The 27,000-nt window shown below is 41.9% G+C and carries 30 protein-coding genes; 13 read left to right on the top strand and 17 right to left on the bottom strand.

Annotated elements, in window-relative coordinates:
* The 5 genes from AB0756_RS25455 (at position 1) to AB0756_RS25435 (ending at position 5,850) form a co-directional block, all read left to right on the top strand.
* Positions 1–1,398, top strand: coding sequence for an ATP-grasp domain-containing protein (locus AB0756_RS25455; protein ID WP_038082178.1), 1,398 nt, complete (start codon positions 1–3; stop codon positions 1,396–1,398).
* Positions 1,399–1,484: 86 nt separating this feature from the next.
* Positions 1,485–2,192 (top strand): TauD/TfdA family dioxygenase, encoded by a 708-nt coding sequence (locus tag AB0756_RS25450; RefSeq protein ID WP_038082177.1) that lies wholly within the window; start codon positions 1,485–1,487, stop codon positions 2,190–2,192.
* A gap of 54 nt (positions 2,193–2,246) precedes the next feature.
* Positions 2,247–3,308, top strand: a complete 1,062-nt coding sequence (locus AB0756_RS25445; RefSeq protein WP_050046663.1) for a methyltransferase — start codon at positions 2,247–2,249, stop codon at positions 3,306–3,308.
* 15 nt (positions 3,309–3,323) lie between these two features.
* The gene (locus AB0756_RS25440; protein WP_050046664.1) at positions 3,324–4,577 is read left to right on the top strand and encodes an MFS transporter; all 1,254 of its coding nucleotides are present in this window, start codon (positions 3,324–3,326) and stop codon (positions 4,575–4,577) included.
* 25 nt (positions 4,578–4,602) lie between these two features.
* A complete protein-coding gene (locus AB0756_RS25435; RefSeq protein WP_050046665.1) occupies positions 4,603–5,850 on the top strand; it encodes a family 43 glycosylhydrolase in 1,248 nt (415 codons plus the stop codon).
* A gap of 70 nt (positions 5,851–5,920) precedes the next feature.
* On the opposite strand, the gene AB0756_RS25430 is transcribed toward AB0756_RS25435, so the two are convergent.
* Positions 5,921–6,640 (bottom strand): SDR family oxidoreductase, encoded by a 720-nt coding sequence (locus tag AB0756_RS25430; protein ID WP_038082168.1) that lies wholly within the window; start codon positions 6,638–6,640, stop codon positions 5,921–5,923.
* Between the two features lie 475 nt (positions 6,641–7,115).
* Between AB0756_RS25430 and AB0756_RS40050 the strand changes: the two genes are divergently transcribed.
* On the top strand, positions 7,116–7,826 hold the full coding sequence (locus AB0756_RS40050; RefSeq protein WP_063779565.1) for a winged helix-turn-helix transcriptional regulator: 711 nt from the start codon (positions 7,116–7,118) through the stop codon (positions 7,824–7,826).
* A 78-nt stretch (positions 7,827–7,904) separates the two neighbouring features.
* Here the strand turns inward: AB0756_RS40050 and AB0756_RS25415 are convergent, their stop codons facing one another.
* From AB0756_RS25415 to AB0756_RS25405, 3 genes are all read right to left on the bottom strand, one after another.
* Positions 7,905–9,029 carry an RNA-guided endonuclease InsQ/TnpB family protein gene (locus AB0756_RS25415; RefSeq protein ID WP_408104017.1) on the bottom strand — a complete coding sequence of 375 codons (1,125 nt, stop codon included), beginning with the start codon at positions 9,027–9,029 and terminating at the stop codon, positions 7,905–7,907.
* 427 nt (positions 9,030–9,456) lie between these two features.
* Positions 9,457–9,972, bottom strand: a complete 516-nt coding sequence (locus tag AB0756_RS25410; RefSeq protein WP_038082166.1) for a hypothetical protein — start codon at positions 9,970–9,972, stop codon at positions 9,457–9,459.
* A 170-nt stretch (positions 9,973–10,142) separates the two neighbouring features.
* Positions 10,143–10,283, bottom strand: a complete 141-nt coding sequence (locus tag AB0756_RS25405) for a ribbon-helix-helix protein, CopG family (RefSeq protein ID WP_038082165.1) — start codon at positions 10,281–10,283, stop codon at positions 10,143–10,145.
* A gap of 51 nt (positions 10,284–10,334) precedes the next feature.
* Between AB0756_RS25405 and AB0756_RS25400 the strand changes: the two genes are divergently transcribed.
* Complete coding sequence (locus AB0756_RS25400) at positions 10,335–11,540, top strand: RNA-guided endonuclease InsQ/TnpB family protein (RefSeq protein WP_038082164.1); 1,206 nt, start codon at positions 10,335–10,337, stop codon at positions 11,538–11,540.
* Between the two features lie 32 nt (positions 11,541–11,572).
* On the opposite strand, the gene AB0756_RS25395 is transcribed toward AB0756_RS25400, so the two are convergent.
* From AB0756_RS25395 to AB0756_RS25385, 3 genes are all read right to left on the bottom strand, one after another.
* On the bottom strand, positions 11,573–12,397 hold the full coding sequence (locus tag AB0756_RS25395) for a phytanoyl-CoA dioxygenase family protein (RefSeq protein ID WP_038082162.1): 825 nt from the start codon (positions 12,395–12,397) through the stop codon (positions 11,573–11,575).
* A gap of 646 nt (positions 12,398–13,043) precedes the next feature.
* Positions 13,044–13,361, bottom strand: coding sequence for a hypothetical protein (locus AB0756_RS25390; RefSeq protein ID WP_038082304.1), 318 nt, complete (start codon positions 13,359–13,361; stop codon positions 13,044–13,046).
* 73 nt (positions 13,362–13,434) lie between these two features.
* Positions 13,435–13,692 carry a hypothetical protein gene (locus tag AB0756_RS25385; RefSeq protein WP_038082161.1) on the bottom strand — a complete coding sequence of 86 codons (258 nt, stop codon included), beginning with the start codon at positions 13,690–13,692 and terminating at the stop codon, positions 13,435–13,437.
* Between the two features lie 138 nt (positions 13,693–13,830).
* Between AB0756_RS25385 and AB0756_RS25380 the strand changes: the two genes are divergently transcribed.
* On the top strand, positions 13,831–14,052 hold the full coding sequence (locus AB0756_RS25380; RefSeq protein WP_038082160.1) for a hypothetical protein: 222 nt from the start codon (positions 13,831–13,833) through the stop codon (positions 14,050–14,052).
* A 36-nt stretch (positions 14,053–14,088) separates the two neighbouring features.
* Positions 14,089–14,925: a CRISPR-associated endoribonuclease Cas6 gene (gene cas6, locus AB0756_RS25375; RefSeq protein ID WP_038082159.1), complete on the top strand. Its 837-nt coding sequence runs from the start codon at positions 14,089–14,091 to the stop codon at positions 14,923–14,925.
* 81 nt (positions 14,926–15,006) lie between these two features.
* On the opposite strand, the gene AB0756_RS25370 is transcribed toward cas6, so the two are convergent.
* From AB0756_RS25370 to AB0756_RS25355, 4 genes are all read right to left on the bottom strand, one after another.
* Positions 15,007–15,354 (bottom strand): hypothetical protein, encoded by a 348-nt coding sequence (locus tag AB0756_RS25370; RefSeq protein ID WP_038082158.1) that lies wholly within the window; start codon positions 15,352–15,354, stop codon positions 15,007–15,009.
* A gap of 315 nt (positions 15,355–15,669) precedes the next feature.
* Positions 15,670–15,876, bottom strand: a complete 207-nt coding sequence (locus tag AB0756_RS25365) for a hypothetical protein (protein ID WP_202048673.1) — start codon at positions 15,874–15,876, stop codon at positions 15,670–15,672.
* Between the two features lie 11 nt (positions 15,877–15,887).
* Entirely contained in the window at positions 15,888–16,451 is a 564-nt protein-coding gene (def, locus tag AB0756_RS25360) for a peptide deformylase (RefSeq protein WP_038082157.1), read from the bottom strand.
* Between the two features lie 356 nt (positions 16,452–16,807).
* Entirely contained in the window at positions 16,808–17,422 is a 615-nt protein-coding gene (locus AB0756_RS25355) for a LysE family translocator (protein ID WP_038082156.1), read from the bottom strand.
* A 113-nt stretch (positions 17,423–17,535) separates the two neighbouring features.
* Between AB0756_RS25355 and pdxR the strand changes: the two genes are divergently transcribed.
* The 3 genes from pdxR to AB0756_RS25340 all read left to right on the top strand — a co-directional run bounded on the left by pdxR (position 17,536) and on the right by AB0756_RS25340 (position 20,836).
* Positions 17,536–18,969, top strand: coding sequence for a MocR-like pyridoxine biosynthesis transcription factor PdxR (gene pdxR, locus AB0756_RS25350; protein ID WP_038082155.1), 1,434 nt, complete (start codon positions 17,536–17,538; stop codon positions 18,967–18,969).
* Between the two features lie 99 nt (positions 18,970–19,068).
* Entirely contained in the window at positions 19,069–19,971 is a 903-nt protein-coding gene (locus AB0756_RS25345; protein WP_050046668.1) for a cell division protein FtsX, read from the top strand.
* 58 nt (positions 19,972–20,029) lie between these two features.
* The gene (locus AB0756_RS25340; protein WP_038082153.1) at positions 20,030–20,836 is read left to right on the top strand and encodes a DUF3598 family protein; all 807 of its coding nucleotides are present in this window, start codon (positions 20,030–20,032) and stop codon (positions 20,834–20,836) included.
* A gap of 10 nt (positions 20,837–20,846) precedes the next feature.
* On the opposite strand, the gene aat is transcribed toward AB0756_RS25340, so the two are convergent.
* A complete protein-coding gene (gene aat, locus AB0756_RS25335) occupies positions 20,847–21,422 on the bottom strand; it encodes a leucyl/phenylalanyl-tRNA--protein transferase (protein WP_038082151.1) in 576 nt (191 codons plus the stop codon).
* 87 nt (positions 21,423–21,509) lie between these two features.
* On the opposite strand from aat, the gene AB0756_RS25330 reads away from it, so the two are divergent.
* On the top strand, positions 21,510–21,839 hold the full coding sequence (locus AB0756_RS25330) for a hypothetical protein (protein WP_038082150.1): 330 nt from the start codon (positions 21,510–21,512) through the stop codon (positions 21,837–21,839).
* Between the two features lie 79 nt (positions 21,840–21,918).
* Here the strand turns inward: AB0756_RS25330 and rpsN are convergent, their stop codons facing one another.
* The 5 genes from rpsN to AB0756_RS25305 all read right to left on the bottom strand — a co-directional run bounded on the left by rpsN (position 21,919) and on the right by AB0756_RS25305 (position 26,487).
* Entirely contained in the window at positions 21,919–22,221 is a 303-nt protein-coding gene (gene rpsN / locus AB0756_RS25325; protein WP_038082149.1) for a 30S ribosomal protein S14, read from the bottom strand.
* Between the two features lie 210 nt (positions 22,222–22,431).
* Positions 22,432–23,145 (bottom strand): endonuclease III, encoded by a 714-nt coding sequence (nth, locus tag AB0756_RS25320; protein WP_038082146.1) that lies wholly within the window; start codon positions 23,143–23,145, stop codon positions 22,432–22,434.
* On the bottom strand, positions 23,121–24,218 hold the full coding sequence (rseP, locus tag AB0756_RS25315) for an RIP metalloprotease RseP (RefSeq protein WP_038082144.1): 1,098 nt from the start codon (positions 24,216–24,218) through the stop codon (positions 23,121–23,123). The genes nth and rseP overlap by 25 nt, the downstream gene beginning before the upstream one ends.
* 284 nt (positions 24,219–24,502) lie before the next feature.
* Positions 24,503–25,783, bottom strand: coding sequence for a serine--tRNA ligase (gene serS / locus AB0756_RS25310; protein WP_038082142.1), 1,281 nt, complete (start codon positions 25,781–25,783; stop codon positions 24,503–24,505).
* A 134-nt stretch (positions 25,784–25,917) separates the two neighbouring features.
* Positions 25,918–26,487 carry a DUF3611 family protein gene (locus AB0756_RS25305; protein ID WP_082051881.1) on the bottom strand — a complete coding sequence of 190 codons (570 nt, stop codon included), beginning with the start codon at positions 26,485–26,487 and terminating at the stop codon, positions 25,918–25,920.
* Positions 26,488–27,000: the final 513 nt, after the last annotated feature.

Raw genomic sequence — 27,000 nt, 5'->3', positions numbered from 1 at the left:
ATGACACAATCGATTTCTTTTTCTTCACCAGTACCAGCAACACCACCCTTTTGTGTAAAAACACGTTTTATTGCCCTGTTCCAAAACTTAGGCGCTTTAACATTGCTCTTGTTAGCGCTACCTATTAACGTAGCGATCGTTCTGATTTCTTTAATTTGGAGTTTCTTAAGCCGTCTTTTCAGTACCCAAGAAACGACAGTTGCAGGCGCTAAAAATATCCTTATTAGCGGTGGTAAAATGACGAAAGCCTTGCAGCTTGCACGTTTCTTTAGTGCTGCGGGACACAGGGTTGTTCTCATAGAAACCCATAAGTATTGGTTATCAGGACACCGATTTTCTAATGCTGTGTCTCGCTTTTACACCACTCCTACTCCACAAGACGAGCCCGAGGAATATATTCAAACCTTAGTAGACATCGTTAAGCGAGAAAATATCGATGTTTATGTTCCTGTCACCAGCCCAGTTGCTAGTTACTACGATTCTCTAGCCAAGCCAGCACTATCACCTTATTGTGAAGTCTTGCATTTTGATGCTGATGTGACGAAAATGCTAGATGATAAATTTGCTTTTAGTGAGAAAGCACGAGCTTTGGGTTTATCGGTTCCCAAATCATTTAAGATTACCAACCCAGAGCAAGTGTTGAATTTCGATTTTTCTCAAGAAACTCGCAAGTATATTCTCAAAAGCCTTCCCTACGACTCTGTACGTCGTTTAGATCTTACAAAACTACCTTGCAATACACCTGAAGAAACAGCAGCATTTGTGAAGAGTTTGCCAATCAGCTTGGAGAAGCCTTGGATTATGCAAGAGTTTATTCCTGGCAAAGAATTTTGCACTCACAGCACAGTCCGAAATGGAGATTTAAAACTGCACTGCTGTTCGGAATCTTCGGCTTTTCAGGTGAATTATGAGAATGTTAAGAATCCTAAAATTCAGGAGTGGGTAAGGCATTTTGTCAAAGGGCTAGGATTGACCGGACAAGTTTCTTTTGATTTTATCCAAGCTGATGATGGGAAGGTTTATGCAATTGAGTGCAATCCTAGAACCCATTCGGCGATTACAATGTTTTACAACCATCCTCAAGTTGCAGACGCTTATTTAGGTACAGAACCTTTAGCCGAACCCCTCGCTCCAGTGCCAAACAGTAAACCTACATACTGGTTGTATCATGAAGTCTGGCGGCTGACGGGCATTCGTTCTTTTGCTCAACTGCAATCTTGGATAAGGAATATTTTACGAGGAACTGATGCTATTTACGAGTTGCATGACCCATTGCCGTTTTTGATGGTACACCACTGGCAAATTGCCTTGCTATTGCTTAACAACTTACGACAACTTAAGGGCTGGACGAAGATAGATTTTAACATTGGTAAACTTGTAGAATTGGGCGGTGATTGAGTTCTTTTTCTGTTTATCTGATGCTTGGCTTTTGATAGTATTGGGCTACGTATTTCTATAAGGGTGTACTGGGGGAGTTCTCACTCATGGCGATGAGTTCTTTTGAAACTGCTACCGATAGTAACATCACGGGCGATATTGCTATTGCTAACCACCACTATCTGCTGAAAGAGCAGGGATATGTATATCTTGAAGAAATCCCCGATGGTTTTGACTACCTGGGATTCGTGCAGAACTTTGGGACTCTTATCCCACACAAATACAACGGCGAATATGTGTTTTCTATCAAGGTCGAGCCGAATTTAGGAGAGCGATACCCTGCTTTCACTACAAGCGACGTTGAACCACACACTGAGGGCTATGAGTATGAGCAGATACCCTTACACTATCAATGTCTGTGGTGTGTGAACCCTCCAAGTTGCGGTGGCGGACATACACTTCTAGCGGATGGTTACTCTTTTGTACACTCACTGACAAATGAAGAGCGTGAATACATCACAAACAACCACTTTGATTTTGTAACTCCAAGTAATAACATCGTCAAACATCCGCTCTATGATGTAGAGTCCTGCGAACAACCCATAATTAGGTTCAACTTCAGCAGCATTAAACGTGACAACGCTCCACATTTAAACAACATTACTAACCGCTTTCTACAGTTCTTTGACAACGAAAAAATCTCTATCAAGTGGTCCAAGAATGCCTTGCTAATTTGGGACAATTTCCGCATGCTACATTCGCGAACACAGTATCAGGATCGAGAACGCCATCTGAAGCGAGTTTACATAAAGTAAGTTGATAAGCTCTGAAATGGCAGTATGCGTTACCTATTTCTTATTGATTAACTCATGACTACTACCCCAATCAAAAAAGCTTCTTCAATGGAAGCTAAGAAAAAACTTTTCGATATGGTTCTGGCTTTTATAAAAAGCCAGTGCATTTACATTGCTACCCGCTTGGAAATATTTAATTTCTTAGAGAATGAGGGAGAGCAGAGCCTTGATAGCATAGCTCAAAAGACGAAAACACAACCTGAAAGGCTCTATTTTGTCCTTAGAGCTTTAGCACATTTAGAAGTCTTGGAGGAAAAGCCAGGGCGAGTTTTTGCTCCTACTGAATTATCAGCCCTTCTCGTTACCAATAAGGGACCATCCATCGGACATTTTGCCATGCATATTACAGAACCCGCTCAGTGGGATGCATGGAAAGTCCTTGAAAATGCTTTGCATACGGGTGAAGTACCCTTTGAGAGAGCAAACGGTAAAGGAGTTTATGAGTTTTGCCGGGATAACGAATGGAGCGGCGATACGTTTATCAATGCGATGAGTTTTTTAACCGATCATGCTGTTGACGCATTGTTAGATGTTTATGACTTCAGTCGCTTTGGTACCGTGATGGACGTAGGAGGCGGACAGGGTGGGCTCATTGCTCGCATTGTCAAGCGCTTTGGCTGTAAAGGAATGTTGTTTGAAGTTCCTTATGTGGCTGAAACGGCGATCGCTTATTTGGAAAAGCAAGGGGTTGATAAAGAGGCGGTGCAAATCATCTCGGGAAATGTCTTTGAATCAGTACCAAGCGGTGCGGATGCGATCGTCATGAAATATTTTATCTCAGCATGGAATGACGAAGATGCGATGAAGATATTGCACAATTGCAAGCAAGCTCTCCCAACTCACGGAAAAATTATTCTTTTACAGGCTTTCGTTCCCGATTTAGATGAACCAAAAGTAGCTCCTGATGGTATTATGCCTGGAGTTTTTGCGGTACAGGTGAATGTTGCAGTCCCTGGGGGTGGATGGCGCACGCGACGACATTTTCAGGAGTTGTTTGAGAAGTGTGGATTTCAGTTAGAGAAAGTGGTTGACACAGAAACCAACCTCTCAGCTATGGAGTTTGGTTTAGCGTCTTAATCAGAGCAGGGATAGATGCAACTTATGTCAAACAATGGTAAGGAAGATCGAATGACCGTGCAGCGAGTAATTTGCATCATGGTCTTGTTTTATTTAATCCAAACTTATGGAAGTCTTCCAGGATTTTTCGGTCTTCCCCTAACTATCTACCTTAAAGAGAGTCTGGGACTTTCTCCAGCACAATTAGCAACCTTTAGCAGTTTAATTTTTACACCCTGGTTAATCAGACCACTTTATGGAATTATTGCAGATGCTATTCCCATATTTGGCTATCAGTTTAAAAGCTATTTTCTAATTTGCTATACGCTAGCAATTGCTGTTTTATTAGGGTTAAGTCGCTTTCAATTTAACACAATTTCTCTACTGGCGATTGGCGTGCTGTTAGTCAATTTATCTATAGCCTTTAGCGACGTACTAACAGACAAAATAATGGTCGTTCAAGGTAGGATTTTAAACAATACAGCAGTCTTACAGGCATCTCAATGGACTGCTTTGGGTTTTGGTAAAGCGCTTCTATACTATATCAGTGGTTGGCTGGCTCAAAACTCTAATTTATCAACCGCTTTTTTGCTCACTGCAATTGTACCGCTGATTGGTGTCGTCGCGACCGTAGTATTACTTGCGGATGAAAAAAAGCAGCAGCAAACAGTTGCGATCGCAAGTAGCATCAAATCCCTTTGGTCAGCACTCAAGTCACGACAGCTTCTTGCTGTTATTGGTTTTATTGCTTGCCTTGAATTCTCTCTCGTTCCGCCCCTCGTAAATTACCTTATATATTATTACAAGGATACTTTAAAGTTTGATGCTCAATTCATAGGTCTTTTAGGTACATTTGAAGCTTTCGCCAATGGTTTGGGTGCGATCGTTTTTGGAATCTTTGCCTTTAAGATTTCACGGCGGTCGCTGCTCAATCTTGCTGTTGGCTTAACTGCTGTTTCTACAATTGGTTTGTTATTTATACAGAATCAGCAAACAGCTATCTTGGTGAGCCTATTTTTTGGATTTTTTGCCATGATTGCCATGCTAGGTGTACTAGAAATTGCAGCTAGAGCTTGTCCTGTTGGTGTAGAAGGTGCGACCTATGCACTGCTCATGTCTGTGTACAATCTTGCCAAACAACCCGGTTCCATCTTGGGCGGTTACTTATATGGTTGGGATGTTCCAGTTTCCGCCCTTGTCACGATCAGTGCTGCATTTACAGCGTTCTGTTGGTTTCTCATTCCTCTACTTAAGTTAGAGCAATTACCAGCTAGGGAAATAACTCAGTAAAGCTAACAAGCAAATTCGCATTCAAATGAGACTAAATAAGTTACAACAGAAAATCATCAGTATTCTTGAGCCTCTACCCATAAAAAACGAGCATTTGGCACCTACAGGTATAATTGAGCCTCTTCAAATTAGGATAGGCGAAACTGTCACGGGAGTTTTGCGATCGCTGCGCCGAGGTCAACCGATGGTTTGGGACCCTTGGATACTTAAGGATGGCGATATTTATCGTCTTTTCTACTTAGAAGGACTAGAAGGACAAATCCCTTGGTGGACAATCAGTAAAATTTGCGGTGCAATTTCTACTGATATGAAGCAGTGGCAATATCTAGGAACCATTCTTGAGCCGGAACCAGCTAATGACTGGGAGTCGGGAAGAGTGTGTGCGGGTTGTACCTATAAAGAAGATGGTGTCTACTACCTGTTTTACTCAGCAGGTGGTAAAGAACCACCTCACTTGAGGAATGAAGCTATAGGCTTAGCAACATCAACCGATGGCATACATTTTTCACGTTATTCTCATCGCCCTTTGTTAATGCCAGAAAAGGATGATTCGTGGTATGGAAGAAGTAACTGGACGGGACATTTTCACTGGCGAGACCCTTATATTTTTAAGGATGAGCATACTGGCAATTATTATATGTTCATTTGTGCTGGCTCTAAAGTCAGTGGTAATTTTCAAGGCTGTGTGGGTCTAGCAGTAGCAGACAAAATTTCTGGTCCTTACAAATTATTACCACCTGCTGTAGAAGCACCTGTAAATGCTTCCGATTGGCCTTACTACCACTTAGAACGACCCCAAGTCATTTACAAGAACGGAAAGTACAATCTATTCTTTTCGTGCTTTAAGCAGTTCTTCAATCCCAATTGGCTGCAAAAAGTGAAGCATAAAAGAGTCACTAATTCATCTCTATATTGGTATATTGCTGACAACATTGCTGGTCCTTATGAGCCTGTTGACAATGATGAATATATTGTTAAGGGGAGCGAAAAAACTGGGATGTATGGTACTAATTTTCTTCAGATATCGGATGAGCCAGAAGAATTTATTGCTTATGGTTGGTATCACAGAATTCATGCTTTAGAAGTTTCAAAAGCATTTCAAGTTATCTGGAAACATAGCTGCGATCGCAGCAGTAATCAACAGCAATTGGGCAATCTTGAAATTTCTCTTTCTAGGAGTCATATCAATCCATTGGAGTCTGTGGGATATTCAAGACCTGGTTTATTCTTGAAAAATCCCGCCTCTTCTAGAGGTGGGAGTGTCACCAAATGATTCGATGTTGATTTGGCACTGTCCATCCCCACCCTACCTTCGCTTGAGGGCGGGGACTTCCGTGGTTGCGTTAAACAGGTTGGTCTCTGGGAACTACCAACAGACGGGGAATAAGAACGTGCTCTGGCTGCTCTAGGATAAAGCGGACGCAATGAGCAATATCTTCTGGTAACAAAACACCGCCAGAATTAATGAAGGATTTGTCTTCTGCATTCCAATGGTCATAAAGCCCCGTATCTACTGTCCCTGGAGCGATCGCAGCAACTTTAATGCCAGTACCAGCCAGTTCCATTCGTAAAGCATCGGTAAAGGCTTCAACGGCATACTTTGTACCATTGTATGCGCCGTAACGAGGTACTGTTTTCAATCCAGAAATGCTTGAGGTGTTAATTAAAAAGCCGCTTCCAACTTTTTTGAAGTGTCGTAGAGCCGTGTAAGCCATTCTATAAACAGACTCAACGTTTAAGCGAACCATCTGGCAAACAGCTTCGATGTCTACTTCTTCAATGGAGCCTACAGTCATCCCACCTGCATTGTTCAGAACCACATCAAGTTGACCAAAAGTTTGAAGGGCAAAATCAACCAGTTTTTGAGGCATATCTACATCTGTGATAGCTCCTGCAAGAACGCTAGCATTGTTTAGTGATGCAGCCAGTTTCTCAAGCTTATCTTGCGATCGCGCACTCAGAACTAGCTTCATACCTGCAGCATCAAGTTCTTGAGCAATCGCTGCCCCAATACCGCTACTAGCACCTGTGATGATAGCTACTTTGTTTTGTAAAAAACTCATAATTTCCTCTGGATTTTTGAACTTTGCAAGTTATTAAGTGCTCATTCACTTGAGTGTTTGTTTGACGGAGCCTTCTATTTTGCTTACCCTACCTGCACCCATACTGAAACGTATTGGCGAGATGAGCAATATCAAGACCGATCGTGCTCTCAAACAAATGCTCTACCACAATTGCTCATCTGTTTTCACTGTGGAGTGTGGTAATTTTTTCTCCATAGCAAATTTTTCAAGAGATCTTTCTCCTAAACTCTAAGGTTAGTTCTCGTACACCTTGAACAAGTTGAATTTACAAAATGTTGGCTGAGAAATCTTGTTGATTGTTGCTAAAAGCAAATTAATCTTGCTTTTTTTAAGCTTTATTTTAGATTTCTTAGGAATTTTTTATTGAGATTTGCTCCTCTTGTAACTTTATCTTGGATAAGGAATAGCACGAGCCATCAATAGTTACCAAATAGATACTAATGGAATTGCGAGTATGCCAAAAACAGAGTATAACTGCCCGGTTGAAGTGACACTAGAAGTGATTGGCGGTAAGTGGAAATGTGTTATTTTGTGGTGGTTGAGACGAGACGCAAAGCGATTTGGAGAATTAAAACAGTTAATTCCTGGAATTACCCAGAAGGTTTTAACTGGGCAATTGCGAGAACTCGAAAGAGATGGATTGATTTGTCGCGAAGCTTATCGTGAAGTTCCTCCTCGTGTAGAATACTCACTGACCTCCTATGGCGAAAGCTTGGGACCCATTACGGAGTTAATGTGTGCTTGGGGAAAAACGCATAAACCTGAATACGAATTTGGCTACTTGCGATTGCAAGGTTTACACGTTCTAATAGTTTCCAGTGAAACAGCAGTTCGCGATCTCCTCCAAAGAATGATAGAAGAACGTGCAGCACGGGTTATAGCAGTTGGGAATATCACTGCTGCTTTGACAGCAGTAGAGCAAATGCAACTTGATGCACTCATTGTTGATATCAGGGGACTTGGTGAGGAGAGTTATAGACTTATCCAGCAAATAAAAAGTGTTGAGGCAGTACAAAGAAGACAAATCCCAGCGATTGCGCTAACGAGGAGTGACGCAGATCGGGGACGAGCAATTCACGAGGGATATGCAGTACATATTGCTGAACCTTTTGAACCAGTCGAGTTGGTGGCTATCCTTGCCAGCCTCACCAGTCGTCCAGATTAACCAAGATATTCCAGCCCGCGATAAAATACAACATGAGTTTGACATACTCCGCGCCCTAAAAGTGCGCGGATTCTAGGCTCAAGCAACAACTGCGGACATAGCCCGTCTTACGTCGTCTAACCCAACAGTTGATGCCCCAACTGTACAAATATTTTTAGCGGCGTTTTCGTCTCTCCCATTCAACGATTGACAAGACCGGCAGCGCCACTGTCTGACAGACAAATCCAGATTTTCTAGAACGTATCCGCAATGAGAGCAAGTCTTGGTAGACGGATACCAGCGATCTATAAATACAACTTGTTTGCCTTTGATAGTGGCAACCCACTCTAGAATTTGGAGAAATTCTCCAAAAGCTAAATCTGATATTTTGCGACCCCAAAGACGTTGCATTCCTTTGAGGTTGAGTGTCTCGAAACAAAGCACGTCAAACTTATTGGTTAAGTCGTGAGCTAACTTCCAAAACCAGTGGCATCTAGCATTAGTCACGCCTTCGTATTTGCGTACCAAATTTTTTCTAGCTCGTTCTCGATTGGAAGAACCTTTTAACTTTTTGGAATGCTGTCTGCTCGCTTTCTTGATGGCGTTGAAAGACTGTTTTAAAAATTGAGGAGACTCAATTTTTGTACCATCCGAACAAGTGAGGAATGTCTTAAGTCCAAAATCAAACCCAGCAATTTTACCTGTCTCGAATTTGATTTGCGGACTGTTTGTATTGTCAACTACGATCACCATAAACAGTTCGCCCAGTGGTGTCCGTTTAATGGTTAATGTTTTGACCGTTCCTTCAATTTCTCTGGATTTCCAAAATTGATAGACTCGATTTCCAATCTTGATCCGATTGGCACCCAGAAACTTGTATCCTGCTTGTTTGAGAGTGAAGGATCTGTACTTCTTGATTTTCTTGAATCCTGGTGGACGAACCCCCTTTTTGTTGTACTTGAAAAATAATTGGTACGCTTTCTCAATGCGCTGACAGATGTCCTGTGCTGCTTGAGAACCCACCAATTGCCAAAACGGGTTCCGCTTTCGCAATTTAGCAATATGAGATTGAAGCTTTGCACAATTCAAGTGCTTGCCCCACATCTTGTAGTACCGATGATGCAGGGCAATGCAATGGTTGTAGATAGCCCCTGACGCGTTAATCGTTCGCTTGAGGTGTCTATTCCGCTTGTGTTCGTACAGCTTAAACTTCAATGATTTCATGTTATTATTGTCCCACATTTGTCGGCAATATGACAGCTTCAATTAAATAAAACCCGGTAACGGGATTGAAACAACCCTCCTATACCCGAGCAAAGGTCTAGAACTTTCTTTCAATTAAATGAAACCCGGTAACGGGATTGAAACTCTGCAAAAGTGCCGTTATTGCATGCTGGCAATGTGTTACTTTCAATTAAATGAAACCCGGTAACGGGATTGAAACCAGAGAGCGATCGCTCGTTTTGTACCAAAAGCTGTGACTTTTAATTAAATGAAACCCGGTAACGGGATTGAAACTGACTTCTATAGAGCAAAGCGTTTTTCTAGGCGTAACTTTCAATTAAATGAAACTTAGCAACAAGATTGAAATATGAAGGAGGAGCGATTTATAGATGAATATCCTCGCCCTCTTTCAATTAAATGGACTCTCTTACTCTGTGCCCTCTGCGTCTCTGCGGTTTAACATACAAATTAAATATGGAAGAGGGATATACCATTTCTGTATAACGATGCATCTAATTAGCCCGCGCAGGCGGTGAGTCCAGCCCTGTAGGCGGGTTTCCCGCCGTAGGCGACTGGCGAACCCGGAGGGCGAACCCGAAGGGGCTTTGTTTGTATAGCCCCACATTTCTAATGTGAGGGAATTTGAAACGCCACTGCGAAAATAGAATTCTCTTGCTAAACAAACGACGCGAGCTTCCGCAGGCTCTGCGATGAGTCCGCGTAGGCTGACGAGCGTTTGTGTAGCTGCAATTTCAACCGCAAGCGCATTTTTTCCACGTTGGGATGCTCCTGACGAGTGGAGTATTTTGAGGAAATCGCAATACAAAGAAAGTTGTATGGCAATCAATACTACAAGGGCTGAGAATTTTTGTGGCTTTGGATCGCCATGGAGAAACTCAATAAATACCTGTAAATGTTGGGTTTCGTTCCTCAAACGCCACATCGCTCAACGGGGGGAACCCCCACACGCGAGTGGCTCCCCAACCTACCCATTTTCGTGTTTCCACGCAAAACCTACGCAGTATTGGTATGGCAATTGCGTCTAGTTAACAGTTAGAGTTTTGTGTCACTAAATCCTCTGACCAAAATTAATGGGATACAAGCCCCGTGCTTCTAGCACGGCTTTTTATTGATTTTTAATTTCCTAATCAACTCTCTGAGTACATCAGATTTTGTTCTTCCAGAGGCTTTGCAATATTCTTCGAGGTGCTCTAACTCTTCTTCTGTTAATCGAAAAAATACACTTTTATTCATTGCTTTGTATATTGATATGATATACAATAGTAACAAATTTAGGGAAAAATAGTGAAAGCAAGGTATCAGTATCGTTTCTACCCAACAGACCAGCAACAGCAGAGTTTAGCTCAGTTGTTCGGTTGTGTTCGTGTGGTTTGGAACGATGCTCTTGCTATCTGCAATTCTTCTGAAAAGCTGCCGAGTAACAACGACTTGCAAAAGTTAGTGATTACGCAAGCTAAAAAGACTGAGGAGAGAGCATGGTTGTCTGATGTTTCTAATATCCCATTGCAGCAATCTGTAGCTGATTTAGGAGTCGCCTACAAAAACTTTTTTGATTCACTCAAAGGTAAGCGGAAAGGTACGGCAGTCGCTACAACGCTTGGAACCCCCGCAACGCGCTGCCTCAAAAAAGTTGGTACTCCACGGTTTAAAAAGAAAGCAGGACGGCAATCAGCAAGGTTTAGAATTGGTGGATTTTCAATTAAAGGCTTGGAAGTCTATTTAGCCAAAATCGGTAATGTTAAGCCGATTTGGTCTAGAAGTTTACCGTCATCCCCATCAAGCGTGACAGTCATCAAAGACTGCGCTAATCGCTATTTTCTTAGCTTTGTTGTAGAGATTGAACCTATTCATGTTGATGCCAAAAACCAAAGCATTGGTATTGACTTAGGTGTAAAAACCTTTGCAGTTATGAGTAATGGGGAAAAAGCAATCAGCCCAGACTACTCAAAGAAAGACCGCAAGATACGCAAACTACAACGCAAACTAGCAAGGCAAGAAAAGGGCTCTAAGCGCCGTGAGCGCACCCGTCTAAGAATCGCCAAAAAACACAACAAACAAGCAGATACCCGAAAAGATTTTCTACACAAGCTATCAACCAAGGTGGTTAGTGAAAACCAAACTATTGTTTTGGAAGATTTAAATGTGTCAGGGATGGTTAAAAATTGCAAGTTGGCAAGGGTGATTAGTTTGCAAGGCTGGCGAGAATTTCGGGTATTGTGTGAGGCTAAATCTGAAAAACTTAGTCGAGATTTCAGAGCAATTAACAGATGGGAACCCACTAGCCAGACTTGCTCTTGCTGTGGGTATCGGTGGGGTAAAGTAGATCTCTCAATTCGTTCAGTGGTTTGCCTAAATTGCGGTACTGAACACGATAGAGATGAAAACGCAGCTAAAAATATAGAAATGGTCGGCATGGGGCATCGGCACGACCTTAAATGTACGTCGAGACAGAGTAAGACGACAACAGTCGCGTCAGTCGATGAAGCGTAAAGAATCACCGCACCTTCAGGTCGGTGAGTATGTCAAAAAAGTAACTCGGCTCTGGGATAGGTGTCATCCCAAAATTGAGTGCAAAGGTCTGGTCGCTCTGGGGGGTTAGCGGTGTAGCAAAAGAATAGTGTTGAGCGAGCTTGCATGCGGATTGTCCCGTGATGTAAAACATTTTTCGTATCTACCATAACAATCGTACCTGCTGAACCGGGACAAGATTTCCAAGCTGATTTGGGAATAGCTTTTTCTACATCTTTATCATCTATGCCCATATAGCTTGACTTCCAAAGTTCGTAATAAAGTCGGTAGTATTGCCAACTCAATAAAGAAGTTAAAGAGCGTGGAATATATTGAAATGGTCCATGCTGTTCTTCAACATCATGCAAGTAAACAAAAATCTTGATTAGACGACGATCTTCTGCATCACTGTGCCATAACAATGTACCAAATTGATGCTCGCTGGGAAAATCTTTCCGTAAATGCACGCCATGAAAAGTAATAGGAAGACCTATATAATTTTCGATGATGCTCAGTAGCCTTTTTTCTGTCGCCCAACGAGAGAACTCTGGTAATCCTGTAACTGTGTAAATTTGCGGCCATTTTTCATCTAGATGCTCATTATTTGGTTTTTCCATGCGAGACAACTGACGCTTAGCAGCTTTGAGCAATTCCAAGCTTGAATTTAATCCTAAATCTGCAATTGTTGTTACACAAACGCCATCACGCTTAAGAGTATCAACAATCCAGCGATCTCTGTCTTCTAATGCTGGCAAATTTTTCTTATACTTCCAACGCTTTATTTCATAAATCAAATCAGAGTAAAGCGCCTGTATTTTACGTTTAATGGTGTTTAACATGATGCGCGTACCTTTAAACTTTAATATTTGTGAGTTAGAGGATGTCTGAAAGTTTTTAGTGATGTATTAATGTTCACAGAGTCCCCTAAATCCCCTTTTGTTAAGGGAATTGCAGGAATATTCCCCAAATTTTTAAGGGGAACGCATGGAGAGTATTTCCCCCCAATTTATCGAGGTGCTAGGGGGAACCGTGCATACAATCTGATACTTCTCGGACAACCTCTTAGGTATTGAGCCGACTCTATTTATAATCCATGTTTTCTAAACTTTATCCGGATTTTTACAAAAACAAAAAATAGGGGAGTAAACTACTAATCTTATTTGCTAAAATGAAAAATTCTAACGAATATGATTCATATATACTGAGCCAAATTCCCTAATATTTAAGACAAATGCCTCTCCCCTAAATAAGTTAGGGGCGCTAGGGGGATCGCATATAGCGATCGCTTTGTGAAATGTTATGAGGAAAAAATTTGCATTTCAGGCAAAAGCTCTGCAAACTTACTCTTAAAATACTGGCAAGCTTTTATCTGAAATTACGGACTTCAGTACTGATAGTTGAAAAACGGCTATCTTATCTTTTAAGAGATTATAGCCGTTCTTTTGTATTGCATCTATTGACAATCGCTATATGTCTTTTTTCAACTTACGCTGCAGGATCTTCTCGACCAATGCCAAGACCCAATAAAGTATTTTTCACATCTTCCCAGTTAAGTCCGCAGTAGTAGTATTTATTCTCTAACAAGTTTGCCAAGTAATACCCTGGCTTACCTCCATTGATTCGGAATAACTCAATGGCAACTTTCTTTTTTGTTGTACCAAACATGAATTCAATATCACCCTCGCTTGGCAAATTTAAAGGATTGTAAAATACTCTTCCCTTAAGGAAGTGCCAGTAAGACTTTTCTGGGGTGATGTTGCGTTGAATAACTCGATATTCAATAGGGTAAACTATTTTCTGCATATCTGCTCCTAGGATAAACTGCAATTAGGAAAGCCCCCAAGGGCTAGTTGGGGGCTACTTGGAGGTTTAGGGATTAGCGTTGGCTAGTGCCGTTTTCCTCTTCGTCGTCCCCTCGGATGTCGAGGTCATCCAAAATGTCCTCTCTATCTACGGGAGTTTCTTGTCCCGACACGGGATCTATCTCAACCCAGGTACGTTGTTTTAACTGGAATTGAAAGATGCGGAAGACGGGCATCCAACCGTTGCCTCTCCCATTGCGCCTTTGATTTGGATCTGTCAATTTATTGCCTCCTGTGAGGGTTGCATTTTTCTGTTGTCCCTCATAGTTCAATTGTGTTCCCTGTTAACAGGGGATACAATCCCGAAGCCAAATTTTTAGGAAATGACCCAATGACAATAAAACCTATTAATCGCGGTTAACTGGGATTTATGTCATAATGATGAAGTTGCGATCGCATCTAGATGCAGTATGTCAAAAGGCAATCCCAATCCGGTTCAAACAAAAGCGTTTATTAGCAAGCAGTTTCAAGCTTACGGTGAGATAGAAAACATCCCTCTCTCAAAGAAAGTCACAGGTATTAGACTCCCGCAAGATGTGCATGAAGCATTATACGGGTTGTGTCCGGAAGATAGAGTGAGTTACTTGCGGCGCATCATTTCAGAAGCGGTACGACGCGATTTGATTTCATAAAACTCTCTATCATTACTTTACAGAGAGAAAAATTCTATGCCTCACAGTCTAGTTCTACACTTGCTTCCTCAGTCTCCCATTCCACCACAATTTCTCACCGGCAGACATCTTCACGCACTGTTTCTCAATCTTGTGAGTTCTGTAGATCGAAAACTGGGCGATTGCCTTCATGACTCCACATCTGACAAAGCTTTTACCATCAGTCCCTTACAAATCAAAACCAACGCCAGTCACAAAAATAAGACCCTAGACCCAACATTGCAGTGGGAACACCAAAAACCAATACCAACTGGAACAAGCTGTTGGTGGCGCATATCTTTATTAGATGACACTCTTTTGGCTCAACTCACCCAACTTTGGCTCAATCTTAACCCGGCTCATCCTTGGCATCTCGGTCCTGCTGACTTATACATTACCACTATCCTTGGGACACCTCACACAACACAACCTTGGGCAAACGCTATAACCTACGCCCAATTGTACGAGCAAGCTTCCGATAGCCAACGTCAAATTGCCCTTAGTTTCTGTACTCCTACTAACTTTCGTCAAGGTCATTTTGATACCGCTTTACCAACTAGAGAATGCGTCTTTAACAGTTTGCTTCAACGTTGGAACAAATACAGCGGTATTCCTTTAGAATCCAATCTCACAGAATTCATTTTCCCCAGTTTCTTTAACATTCGTACAGCTGTAGCAGTTGACTCACGCAGTAAATTTATCGGCTGTGTGGGCGAAATTAATTATCGGATTTTAGGTCAAGTCGATACCTGCATCATTAAACATATCAATGCCCTAGCGGATTTTGCTCTCTACTGCGGCGCAGGACGCAAAACCACCATGGGCATGGGGATGGTTCGTCGTTTGGAAGTTTAACTGGTTAGTGGTTAGTTGTTGGTTGTTCGCTTTCAGCATAGTTGCCTTTAGCAACTGGCTGCTACCCTCTTCCCTCTGACTTTAAGACAGTGGAATATATGGTGGTGCGATCGCTTTTTGACAGTTCACTACAGTTTTTAGTATCTCTACATTGAGACCAAAACCTTTGGTGGCAAACTTTTCTGTATGGGTTCCTCGTAAATTGAAAAAAGTTAAATATTTTTGAGCTAATTGATTATCTAGTTTGGCACAAGCTGCAATTTGGTCTACAGCTAATAAATCCAAAATAGTATCGTGTTCCCAATCTGGAAGGGATTCAAGACCCAACCAATTAGCCACAACTTTTGATGGAAAAAATCCATAACCGTTGAAAAAAACGTAGGCAAAGCTCACCTGTTTACCCACTTCACTGATATCTGTGTTGTTCATACAATTTATGAAATTTTCACGACACCTTATGTTTGAATAAGGTACAAAAGCTTTTGTTAGTGAATATAATAACTTTTTATATAAAATGTAAATTGTATTATAAGGTACAAGAATTAAGGTTAAAGAATCACGAGTAAAGTCTCAAGGATGAAGACAAAGCTTACCAAATAACAAATAGGGTGAGCTTTGCCCACCCTACTTATACTTCAACAATCAGTCGTAAATTTTTAGCAATTCTGGAAGTAAAAGGTAAAAGAAAAAAAGAAAAATGATTTATATTTTCTTTTTCCTTTTTCCTCGTTTTGTACCTGATGCTTATTTAATATTAGCTTTAGCATCCTTCACTGCAGCAACAAAAAATAATCCTGTTAGTGGAATGCTAAGTGCCAAGATAATCGCAGTCGTTTGAGTCCCTAAATCTGGTTGTCCGGAAGACAGTTCAAAAATTGAACCAACCGCCGCTATGGCTGCAATACAAGAACCTGCTAAAAACAAACCACTTTTTGGAGTTATTACGTTCACTATCAACCCACCTATGCTACTGGTTTTACTGCTTGATGCGAAAAGCCATGTTTGGATAACTCCTGTGCTAAAGCCAAAGAGTTATCTACTCTGTCTACAAATACTACCCCGTTCAGGTGATCTATTTCATGCTGAATGCATCGTCCGAGTAAATCTCCCGCCTTTAACGACTGGGGACGCCCGCTTTCATCTTTGTAAGAGATTTCTACCACTTGAGGACGCTTCACATCAAGGTATACGCCCGGTATGCTCAAACAACCTTCTTGAGCAACACACAAATCGCGGCTGACTTTTTTGATGGTGGGGTTAATTAATACCAAGGGGGGATTGGCTGGGTTTTCTGGATCGCAGTCAATCACAATCAGTTGTTTGTTGATTCCTACTTGGGGTGCTGCCAAACCAATACCATCTTTGCTATACATGGTTTGTAACATTTCGCGGATGATTTGGCGCAGTTCCTCATCGACTTTGGAGATTCGCTTTGCAGGTTGGCGAAGGACGCGATCGCCCAAATAATGCATTTCTAATGGTGGATTTTGTAACTTTTTCTTTTCAACAGCAATTTCTATAGGCATGATTTTGTAACTCGCTTATCTTGAGATAGGTCTTATAAGTTCAGAACCGCAACAAACAGCGTCTAAACTTATCTTAACAATTCCAGTTCCTTTACTGCGTCCTTGTAAGACCCATTATGACATTTGCCGCATCTTCCGGAGTTATGTGTATTTCGCCCGTTCTTATAAGTCTCAATTCATACTGACCATGCAATTTCTTGTTCCCAGGCTCAGCCTGGGAACGAGGTGAGGGATCTGACCTATCATTCGCTAACAGCATCCTCATAGGAGAAGGGTTTGGGGTGAAGTCTATTTTGGCTTTAGCGAACTCACCTTAAAACAAAGGAGTTGGAATGATTTGAGACTGCTATTACTTCCTATACAGCAAGATTTAAACCAAGAAATGCCAGTGTTCCGCCAGTCGCTATACGTAAGTAATTGGAAAATTGAGAATTCCGTATAAATAAGGTTGCTATGTTGCTTGAAAAAATACCAATTAGAGAGAAAATCATCAGGGCTTGAGTACCAAGTATCAACCCCAAGATAATTATTTGAATCGTAGAGTGGTTTGGTGAAGATACAAACTGTGGCAGAAAGGCTAATATAAATAACGCTAATTTGGGATTTAAAACACTAGAGAAAACGCCCTGAGCGTAAACAACACGCATACTGACTGGCATTTGTTGCTTTAAAGCAAGACTGTTTGGTTTGTCTTGTATCAATTTAATTCCAAGATAAATAAGGTAAACTGCTCCAACTAGTTTGACAACGAGAAAAAGTGTCTTGGAAGTTTGAAGTAAAACTGACATACCAAAAGCAGCCAAACAGGTATGAACAAAAATGCCTGTCGTTGCTCCCAATGCTGAAACAATTGCTGCTAGAGATCCTTGAGAAAAACCCCGACTAATCACGAGCAGCATATCTGGACCGGGAGCAAAAATAAGCAATGTTGATGTTGCAAGGAAAGCTAAAAAACTTTGTGCTTCAAACATAAACCAATTAAACGATAATTGAGCCTTCTTTGTAAGCTACCCAACTCAATTGGTTTATAGTAGAGCCACTTTTGGTAAATTTTTTAAGTACCAATTTTTGCTAGTAGACTTTTATGCTGTGGTTACCGATCGATCGCACATCGAACATCCCCTTGATTCGGCAGATCTATTTGGAATTACGCAACAAAATTTTAAACGCAGAACTAAAAGCCGAACAGCGTCTCCCTGCAACCCGCTCTTTGGCTGCAAGCTTGGGAGTGTCCAGAAATGTCATTTTAGAAGCTTACGACCAACTCATTGCAGAAGGCTACTTGGAAGGGCGATCGGGATCGGGGACTTATGTAGCTCGGGGGGCTTGTTGGGAATTCTTACCAACTCAAAGACACACCGAAGAAAAAATGACCAGCCTCCTGACAGATTCCCCGATGTCCCTCTCAGACAAAGAAACTGGCGGAATTGACATCATTGATTTTCGCTCCGGGCTTCCAGCCCTAGATTCCTTTCCCCGCAAACTCTGGGGACAGCTAGCCAAGCAAGTCTTTACGGAGATACCAAACGCTCTACTTGGTTACGGACAACCAGAGGGATGCGTTGAGTTACGATCCGTGCTCTCAAAATATCTTTGGAAAACAAGAGGTGTCATCTGCAATCCCGAACAAATTGTCATCACAAGTGGAGCAACTCAAGCATTTTCGCTAGTAGGGGAACTGCTTTTAAAGCCAGGAAGTCGAGTTATTCTTGAAGATCCGGTGACTCGCGAGCTCCAGAAAATATTTATTGCTTTGCAGGCAGAACTCTTTCCCGTTCCAGTTGATGAGCAAGGCTTGCAGACTCACCTCCTACCTCCTGACAAAAAACCAAGTTTTATCTTTGTCACGCCTTCCCACCAGTTTCCCCTAGGTAGCGTTCTGACCATTCAACGACGAATTTCCTTACTCGAATATGCCAAGTCTACGGACTGCTTTATCGTCGAAGATGACTATGACAGCGAGTTTCGCTATGAAGGGACTCCAGTCAGTTCCTTGCAAGGGCTAGATCCCGAACGTGTCATTTATATTGGTACTTTTAGTAAGATTCTCTCGCCTGCTTTACGTATAGGGTATATAGTACTACCAGTCTCTTTGGTAGAAAGGTGTCGTTACTTTAAACGGTTGAAAGACCAACACACTGCATATTTTGAACAACTTATCTTGGCCCAATTTATTCAGGATGGTTATTTGGAACGACATATTGCCAGAATGAAAAAGCTCTATCAAAAGCGACGACAAATTCTCAAACAAAATCTGATAGATCGGTTTGCCGATCGAGTCAAAATATTTGGAGATTCTACCGGGCTGCATTTCGTTGCGTCTTTTCCTAAAATCAACTTTTGTAAAAAAACTTTACAAAAACTTGAATCCCAAGGAGTGCGAATTTACCCTGTCACTGCTCATACTGTCTTTCAAGAGCGCCACCAACATCAAGTGATTCTGGGTTATGGCAATTTGACCATTTCTCAAATTGAAGCTGGTATCCAAAGGCTGCAAAAAAGTTTGAGTGATATTTAATATGCGTAGAGACTTAGCACAACCTCTGTTTGCAAAACTCGCTAATTGCGAGTATAAGAGATAGCATTATTTCTCCTTGCACAAACTCTGGGGTTTGAAGTGTTTAAATTTTTTACCAAGTTTGATTACCTACTTAAAGAGACTTTTCTCGGTTTGCGACGTGGTGGATGGATGAACTGGGCGGCTGTCAGTACCGTCACGGTATTATTGTTTTTATTCGGCATGAGCTTGCAAACATCTTGGCAGTTAGAAAAATTACTGAACCAGTTTGGTACCCAACTCGAAGTATCCGTCTACCTCGAACCAAGTGCTCGCATAGAAACACTCGAGCCACTTGTAGCCAATATGCCAGAAGTCGCTAGTATTCAGAAGATTACAAAAGATCAAGCTTGGACTAAGTTAGTTAAAGAACTAGGTATTTCTAATATTGAGAGTGCGACTCAACAGCTTGGCGAAAACCCTTTAGTTGATGAGTTAAAAGTCAAGGCGCAAAACTCTTCTGTTGTCCCAACTTTAGCGACACAACTGGCTAAGTTACAGGGAGTTGAGACAGTGCAGTATGTAGATGAAGCGTTGAAACGTATTGCCCAATTGCATCAAGGTTTAAATTGGGTTTCATTGGCGATTACCATAATCTTGACGTTGACCGCAGTTGCTGTGACTTCAACGACTATTCGCCTAATTGTCATAGCACGACGGCGGGAAATTGAAATCATGCAACTCGTAGGGGCGACTTCAGTTTGGATTTATTTACCGTTTGTGCTGCAAGGAATCGTTTTCGGTATTTTAGGAGGTGCGATCGCTTGGGGATTTATTAGCTGTCTTCAACAGTTTCTCAGTCGTTGGTTGGCCAATCAACCCGAATTTATTCAGTTTCTCACCAATGGTTTGCAACTGAGCGTACTGCAAACTCTGTTATTACCCATCATTCTCTTGAATTTTGGTGCTGTGGTGGGATTATTGGGAAGTCTCTTTGCTGTTCGTCGTTTTGCTAAAAGTTAAATTTTTGGTGAATTAAAGATTTATTCTTAAACTTATCACTTCTTATCATCGCTTAACTATGCACTCGCAATGGACAGCCCTACTACAAAATCTAGGCGAATGGCAAGGGTCTTTTACTCGCTTCTCTCCTCAGGGTGACATTTTGGAAGATACCCCAAGTGTAGTGACTTTGGAAGGGCTAGATAACAACCAGAAAATTCGTCAAACAATTCGTCTTGGGGGAAGTGAGAAAGTCTTAGAATACAGCACGCTTGCACGAAGTGTACTGTTTTTTAAGAACGGGGCGTTTTCCCAAGGTTCAATTCAACTCGCACCATTTTCTGAATTTGGTGCTGAATTTGGTTTGATTTATGAAAACCAACGCCTGCGTCTCGTTCAGTTGTATGATAAAAATCTTGAGTTAGCTCAATTAACCTTAATTAGAGAACACCTAGCAGGAACTCAACCACCACAAAAGCCCCAGCTGACAGTGGACAATTTACTCGGAGAATGGCAAGGCGAAGCAGTCACGATATATCCCGATTGGCGTTCTCCTGAAAATTATTCTACAAAAATGCAACTACAGCTAGATGGGAATGGACGACTTATCCAAAGTTTAACTTTTGGCGAGCGCACGATCTCCTCAACAGCTACTGTTAAAAACTCTATCATCCACTTTGACCAAGACCCCCAAAAACAGGTACAAGTCTTGCTCTTACCTAATGGTGCATCAGCAACGTCTCCACTCAAACTGTCAGTGCGTCAGCCGTTGTTTCTTGAAGTGGGTTGGCTTATTCAACCAGATTTGCGCCAGCGGATGATTCGCAGCTACAGTGACAAGGGCGATTGGATAAGTTTGACTTTAGTGACGGAGAAAAAAATTTAACCGGAAATAGTTAATCCAAAGAACACCTCCGAAACAAAGCTTTTTTCAGCAAAATTTGATACTCATCATCATTAATGCCATAAGCCCCAAACCTTTCCAAATGAGGATTCATCATTTGGGCGTCAAAGAGTACAAATTGTCTTTCCCGCAATCTCTCTACTAACTTTACCATCGCCACTTTCGATCCTTCGGGAATGCGGTAAAACATCGACTCCCCAATAAAAGCACCCCCAATCACAATCCCTAAAATACCTCCAGCAAGTTCGTCCCCTTGCCAAGTTTCAAAACTATACGCCCATCCTGCTTGGTAAAGTTCCCAATAAATCTTTTTTAACTCTGGCGAAATCCATGTTGTTTCTCTGTCAGCACAGTTTGCTACAACAGATTTAAAATCACGGTTAATTGCAATGCTGAAACGCTCTTGATTTAATGCTCGCCTCAGGGACTTGGGGTAGCGAAATCTGTTATCTAGAGGAATGAGAGTGCGATCGCGACTTCCATACCATCCCAAGACATTATCCTCATCAGCCATGAGAAAATAGCCTTGAGCGTAACCTTGAACAATAGTGGCGATATCATAATTCATAATAACCAGTAACCAGGGATCGGTGACTAGTAACCAGTGACACGTCTAATGAGTTAACTTTAATTATGCCGATTGAGTGATAAAGATATGAACGAATCAATCCCACCTATCACTTTACCACCGGCTCAAAATCCCGTACTTGAGGGAGAGTGGTTGCAACTGAGCTTACATCGGTGGTTAGATGAAGAATTTATCCCAGAGGCAGTGAATCAAAAAATTGCCCAAAGAGCTGCACAGATTTTTGTGCGCCAGAGAATGGAGGGGGAAAACGACTTGGGTTCTCTGGTAATTGCCATTGTTACTGAAATGCAGTCGTTTGATTTTTCCAAAAGTTTTTACGGAGAGTTTGCTATTGCTAACGCCGTCAGCGATTTACTTTTGGAAAGCTTGGGCATTGATAAATGTTGCGGTCAATGATTTTGGTTAGTTGTTAGTTGTTAGTTGTTAGTGGTTAGTTGTTTAAAAGCGCCACTAACTACTAACTACTGACGACTAACTACCAGCTAGACTTAACCACTCCAGGCAAAAGACCTTCGTGCGCCCATTCCCGAAGGACGTTCCGAGATAGCCCAAAGTCACGGTAAACGCCTCTTGGACGACCTGTTAACCAGCAGCGGTTGCGACGGCGGGTAGGAGCGCTATTGCGGGGAAGTTGTTGAATTTGCCGATGAATCTCCAGCTTATCTAAAGGAGATTCTGCCTCTTTAAATTCGTCCAGCAACGCTTCTCTTTTTGCAGCGTACTTTTGTACCAATTTAGCGCGTTTTTTCTCGCGCTCAATCATGCTCTTTTTTGCCATATTATTTTGGTAGCTTACTTTTTAGACAGCATTCTCCATTTTATATAATTACATAAATAATAGCTAATTTATCACTCGTAATTCATCTTTGTTTTAAAAATAACGTAAAAGACAGTAATCTCTCTGTCTTATTAAGGCATTCCCAGGCTCTGCCTGGGAACGAGGTGATACCTAGCCTCTACGGCTCCGCAAAATGAATGCGGTAGACCGCTAGTTTTCTACAATTTTTGCCTTTACCTTTTCCTGCGGAACGTGAAAAGCACAAGGACAGAGGTCAGAGAGTTCACAAGCCTCACAAGCGGGCGATCGTGCTTTACAAATGGCGCGACCGTGATAAATGAGCCGGATAGACCAATTTTCCCAGTCTGGTTGAGGTAATAAACCCATCAAATCTCGTTCAATGCGGATGGGATCGGAATGTTCCGTTAAACCCAAACGTTGGGTGAGACGTTTAACATGAGTATCAACTGTTACCCCAGAATTGATTCCATAAGCATGAGCGAGAACAACATTTGCTGTCTTCCGAGCTACACCAGAAAGTTTTAGTAAGTCCTCCATGCGCTTTGGGACTTGAGAACCAAATTCGCTCACGATCGTTTGGCAAGCAGATTTGATATTCTTTGCCTTATTGCGGTAGAAACCAGTGGAACGGACTAGATTTTCCAACTCTTCCAAGTCAGCATTTGCCAAACTCGCTGCATCAGGGAACTTACTAAATAGCGCTGGTGTTACTTGATTGACCCGCTCATCAGTACATTGTGCGGAGAGAATAGTAGCAACAAGCAGTTGTACTGGGCTTGCATAATTTAAAGAACAAGTCGCGTCGGGATAGAGGCGCTTCAGACGAACGAGAATTTCTATTGCTCGTTGCTTTTTTGATGACCGTTTGCGGATACCAATCACTGGAATAACTTTTGCACCCACTCCAATTGGGTAGTTTCTTTAAGTATGAGAAAAATACCTAATCCTAAAAGTAGCACTAAACCAGTTTGCATGACACCTTCTTGAATGCGGTTGGGTAAAGGTTTACCTCGCAAGCCTTCAACAAGGAGAAAAGCGAGTTGTCCGCCATCCAAAGCTGGTAAAGGCAATATGTTGATGATAGCTAGGTTAATACTGATGAGAGCAGCAAAGAAGAATAAACTACCAGCATCATTTTGAGCAATGTTAGCCCCTATTTCGACAATCTTCACAGGACCAGCAACTTGATTTGCGGTTTCCTGGAAGTTTGTAATCAATTGCCCAAAACCCAAGAATGTCATGGAAACAATCCGTTGAAATTCAGCCGCACCAATGCTCAAAGCTTTGAGCGGATTGCTGACGCGCCGACGCTCAACTTTACCATTAGGAGAAAGTTCTACACCAATAGTGCCATCCCCATTTGCATTTGCTTCAGGAACAATAGTTAAAGATAACGTTTTGTCGCCACGGGCAATTTTTAATTGGATTGGCTGACCTGGGTGAGTTTTAATAATGTTTCTTAAAGCCTCTATCTCTTGGATTGAAGTTTCAAATTCTCTGTTATCGGCTGCTAGTATGACATCTTTTGGTTCAAGCCCAGCTTTTGCTGCTACAGAACTCACCTTTGGTGCTAATTGTTGGATTAAAACCCCAGGTTGAGTTGCTTGTGCTGTACCAATAACAAAAACCTGTGTCGTAAGGAGGAGGTAAGCAAATAATAAATTAGCTATCACTCCTGCACTAATAACAATCGCTCTATCTAAAACAGGACGGTTCCGCAACAAATTGGGATCGTTAGGCGGAATGGTGCTATCCGGATCGTCGTCAGGAAAACCGACAAAACCACCCAATGGAATGGCACGAATAGCATATTCAGTCTCCACTCCTTGATATTTCCAAAGAATTGGACCAAAGCCTAAAGAGAAACGGTTGACGTGAATCCCCTGAGACCTTGCTGCAATGAAATGGCCGAATTCGTGGACCAAAATTAAAACAGCTAAAACTGCGATCGCTGCTAATGCGGCAAAAAATGACATAGATAATGTAATGAACTGATTCAGCTACTTCTATTTTATGCTAACGGCTAATGGCTAATAGCTAATGGCTAATTGCTAATTGCTAATTGCTAATGGCTAATGGCTAATAGCTAATCGAACTGCTTCTACGATTACCTACGAAGTAGGTGGGCATTGCCCACCCCTACATACAGAGGTAGAATTTTAAACCGAAAAGGAAATAGCCATCAGCCATCAGCCATTAGCCATTAGCCATCAGCCATTAGCCATTAGCCATTAGCCATTAGCAATTAGCCAGTCTTCCATTACAACACCTCTCGTCGCAAGTAAGGCTGTAGCGCTTCCGGTATCCGTACCGTTCCATCTTCTTGTTGGTAGTTTTCCAAAATCGCTGCCATTGTCCGCCCTACTGCCAATCCCGAACCATTGAGGGTGTGAACGAATTGAGTTCCTTTTTTTCCGCTTTCTTTAAAGCGAATGTCACCCCGTCGTGCTTGGTAATCTAAGATGTTTGAACAACTGGAAATTTCCCGATACTTACCCGAAGAGGGAAGCCAAACCTCTAAGTCATAGGTTTTGGCAGAGTGAAAACCTAAATCCCCAGTACATAAGGATAAAACTCGGTATGGCAACTGCAATGCTTGTAAAATAGCTTCAGCGTTCTCCACCATTTTTTCCAGTTCTTCATTAGAGGAACTCGGATGGACGAACTTGACCATTTCAACTTTATTAAATTGATGCAGTCGAATTAATCCTCGCATATCCCGCCCGTAGCTACCTGCTTCTCGACGAAAACAGGGAGTATAAGAACAGTGGTATATGGGCAATTGCTCTCCATCAATAATTTCTCCACGATAGAGATTGGTGACGGGGACTTCTGCTGTAGGAATTAGCCATAAATCATCTGCTTGACATTTAAAGCTTTCTTCGGCAAATTTAGGCAATTGCCCTGTCGCTGTCATGGAATCGCTATTGACCAAAATAGGAGGCATGATTTCTACATAGCCTGCGGCTATCTGGCGATCGAGCATAAATTGAATTAAAGCTCTCTCCAGTGCTGCACCAGCGCCTATTAAGGTGATAAAGCGGCTTTGTGCTATTTTTACAGCCCGCTCGGTATTAAAAATTCCTAACTTTTCGCCAATTTCCCAATGAGGAAGAATATTTTGGTTTTTGGGAAGGTATTCATCGCCCCAACGACGGACTTCAACGTTGTTTTCCTCATTCTCACCGATGGGGGTGGAGTCGCTAGGTAAGTTAGGTATTGCCAGTAAAGATTCTTTAATTTTGGCTAGCAGTTCTTTTTCTTGGGGTTCTATTTTCCCAAGTTCAGCTTTAATTGAACTCCCTTCATCCCGCAGACCTTTAATTTCCGGTCCTTTAGGGTCGCTACCAGCTTTTATCTTTTCAGGAATTAGCTTAGCAATTTCGTTACTGCGTGCTTGGAGTTGATTTCGCTTGGCTTCTAATTCGCGCTGCTGTGTATCTAACTCCATCAGCGGTTGAACATCGTAGTTTCCACCACGAGTATTTAACCGTTCCTGCACTAATTGTGGATTTTCCCGTATTTGCCTAATGTCTAACACAGATCTACTCAATTATTAATAGTCATTTGTTATTTGTCATTTGTCATTTGTCATTTGTCAATGGGGATGGAGATTGAAGATAAGTCGCACCCCCTTGTCTTCCTGGTCTTCCCGGTCTCTCTTGTCCCCAATCCCTAAGGCTGTGGTTTAGAAAGACGGTAAAGCAGCCAAATGGAAGAAACAAGACCTGCAAAATGTGCTGTTACCGTGTTGGTATTTGCTTGCACGACAAAGATATCTAGAGGTTGGATAATTCGGCTGGGGTCAATTTGAGTGTATACTCCAACACCAAATTGCGGCAATGTTAATGATTTGAGAATCAGTGTACCGGCGATCGCTTGCGCTCCTAAAAGAGTCAGCAGCATTCCTGTTAGATGCACCACGAGTGCAAACTGTAGGACTTGAACGCTTTCAATTTTTCGAGGACGGTTGTTAGGGTTGGCAGAGTCCAATCTCCTACCAGTACTAATGAGACGAAATGCTAAATAAATGCCTACACCTAAGGCAATGAGTCCAGCAACCGCAAAAAAAGCACCAAATCCAGTTCCCGGATTATTACTGTTGTTAGTTCCCCTGCCTACAAAAGTTGCACTTAGCAAAATCCCGCCAGAGACAATGCCCAGTACTAACTGAGTCCAAAAGCTAATCCAACCTGTCAGGCGAAACGCTTGGGCGATCGCCCGGATTCCAGAGATGTCTGACATACTTAACATTACTAATATCCTGGGCGCTTGTTCAATTTAACATGAACTTTCCCCAGTAGTTATACCCGGATATTGAAACCATTATGAAGGGATAGCAAGGTATTCCCTCAACTTCTTACTTTTTTCTGAAAAGAAAAATGTTAATTGCTGATTATCCTATGTTACAGTAAAAAATAATGTTTTCAAAAATTTAGGGAACTGCTTTGTTTTTTAGAACTCAAGCAGTGGCTTTGTTGTTATTGAACAAGATTTCATTCATTTTCTGACAAATAAAAAACGAAGAAGACATAGTTTGGGGTAAAACTTGCTAACCAAGAAGCGCGATTTCTCTGGAAAATCGCGCTTTTAGGCTTAAAACTGCTTTATGTTGGCTTTATGGGTATCTCCCTCACTCTGATATTTTTGTAGAATAACTATATAGAGATTGATATCGGAAATCTACTTAAGCGTATTGATATGTTTGTCAACCTTCTTTACTGAAAACTATATCTAATCTTTAGCATTACCCTCGGA

The sequence above is a fragment of the Tolypothrix campylonemoides VB511288_2 genome (assembly GCF_045999855.1).
Lineage (GTDB): Bacteria > Cyanobacteriota > Cyanobacteriia > Cyanobacteriales > Nostocaceae > Scytonema > Scytonema bouteillei_A.
Note: the sequence above shows the minus strand (reverse complement) of the source record. Positions and strands in the feature narration are given on the sequence as shown.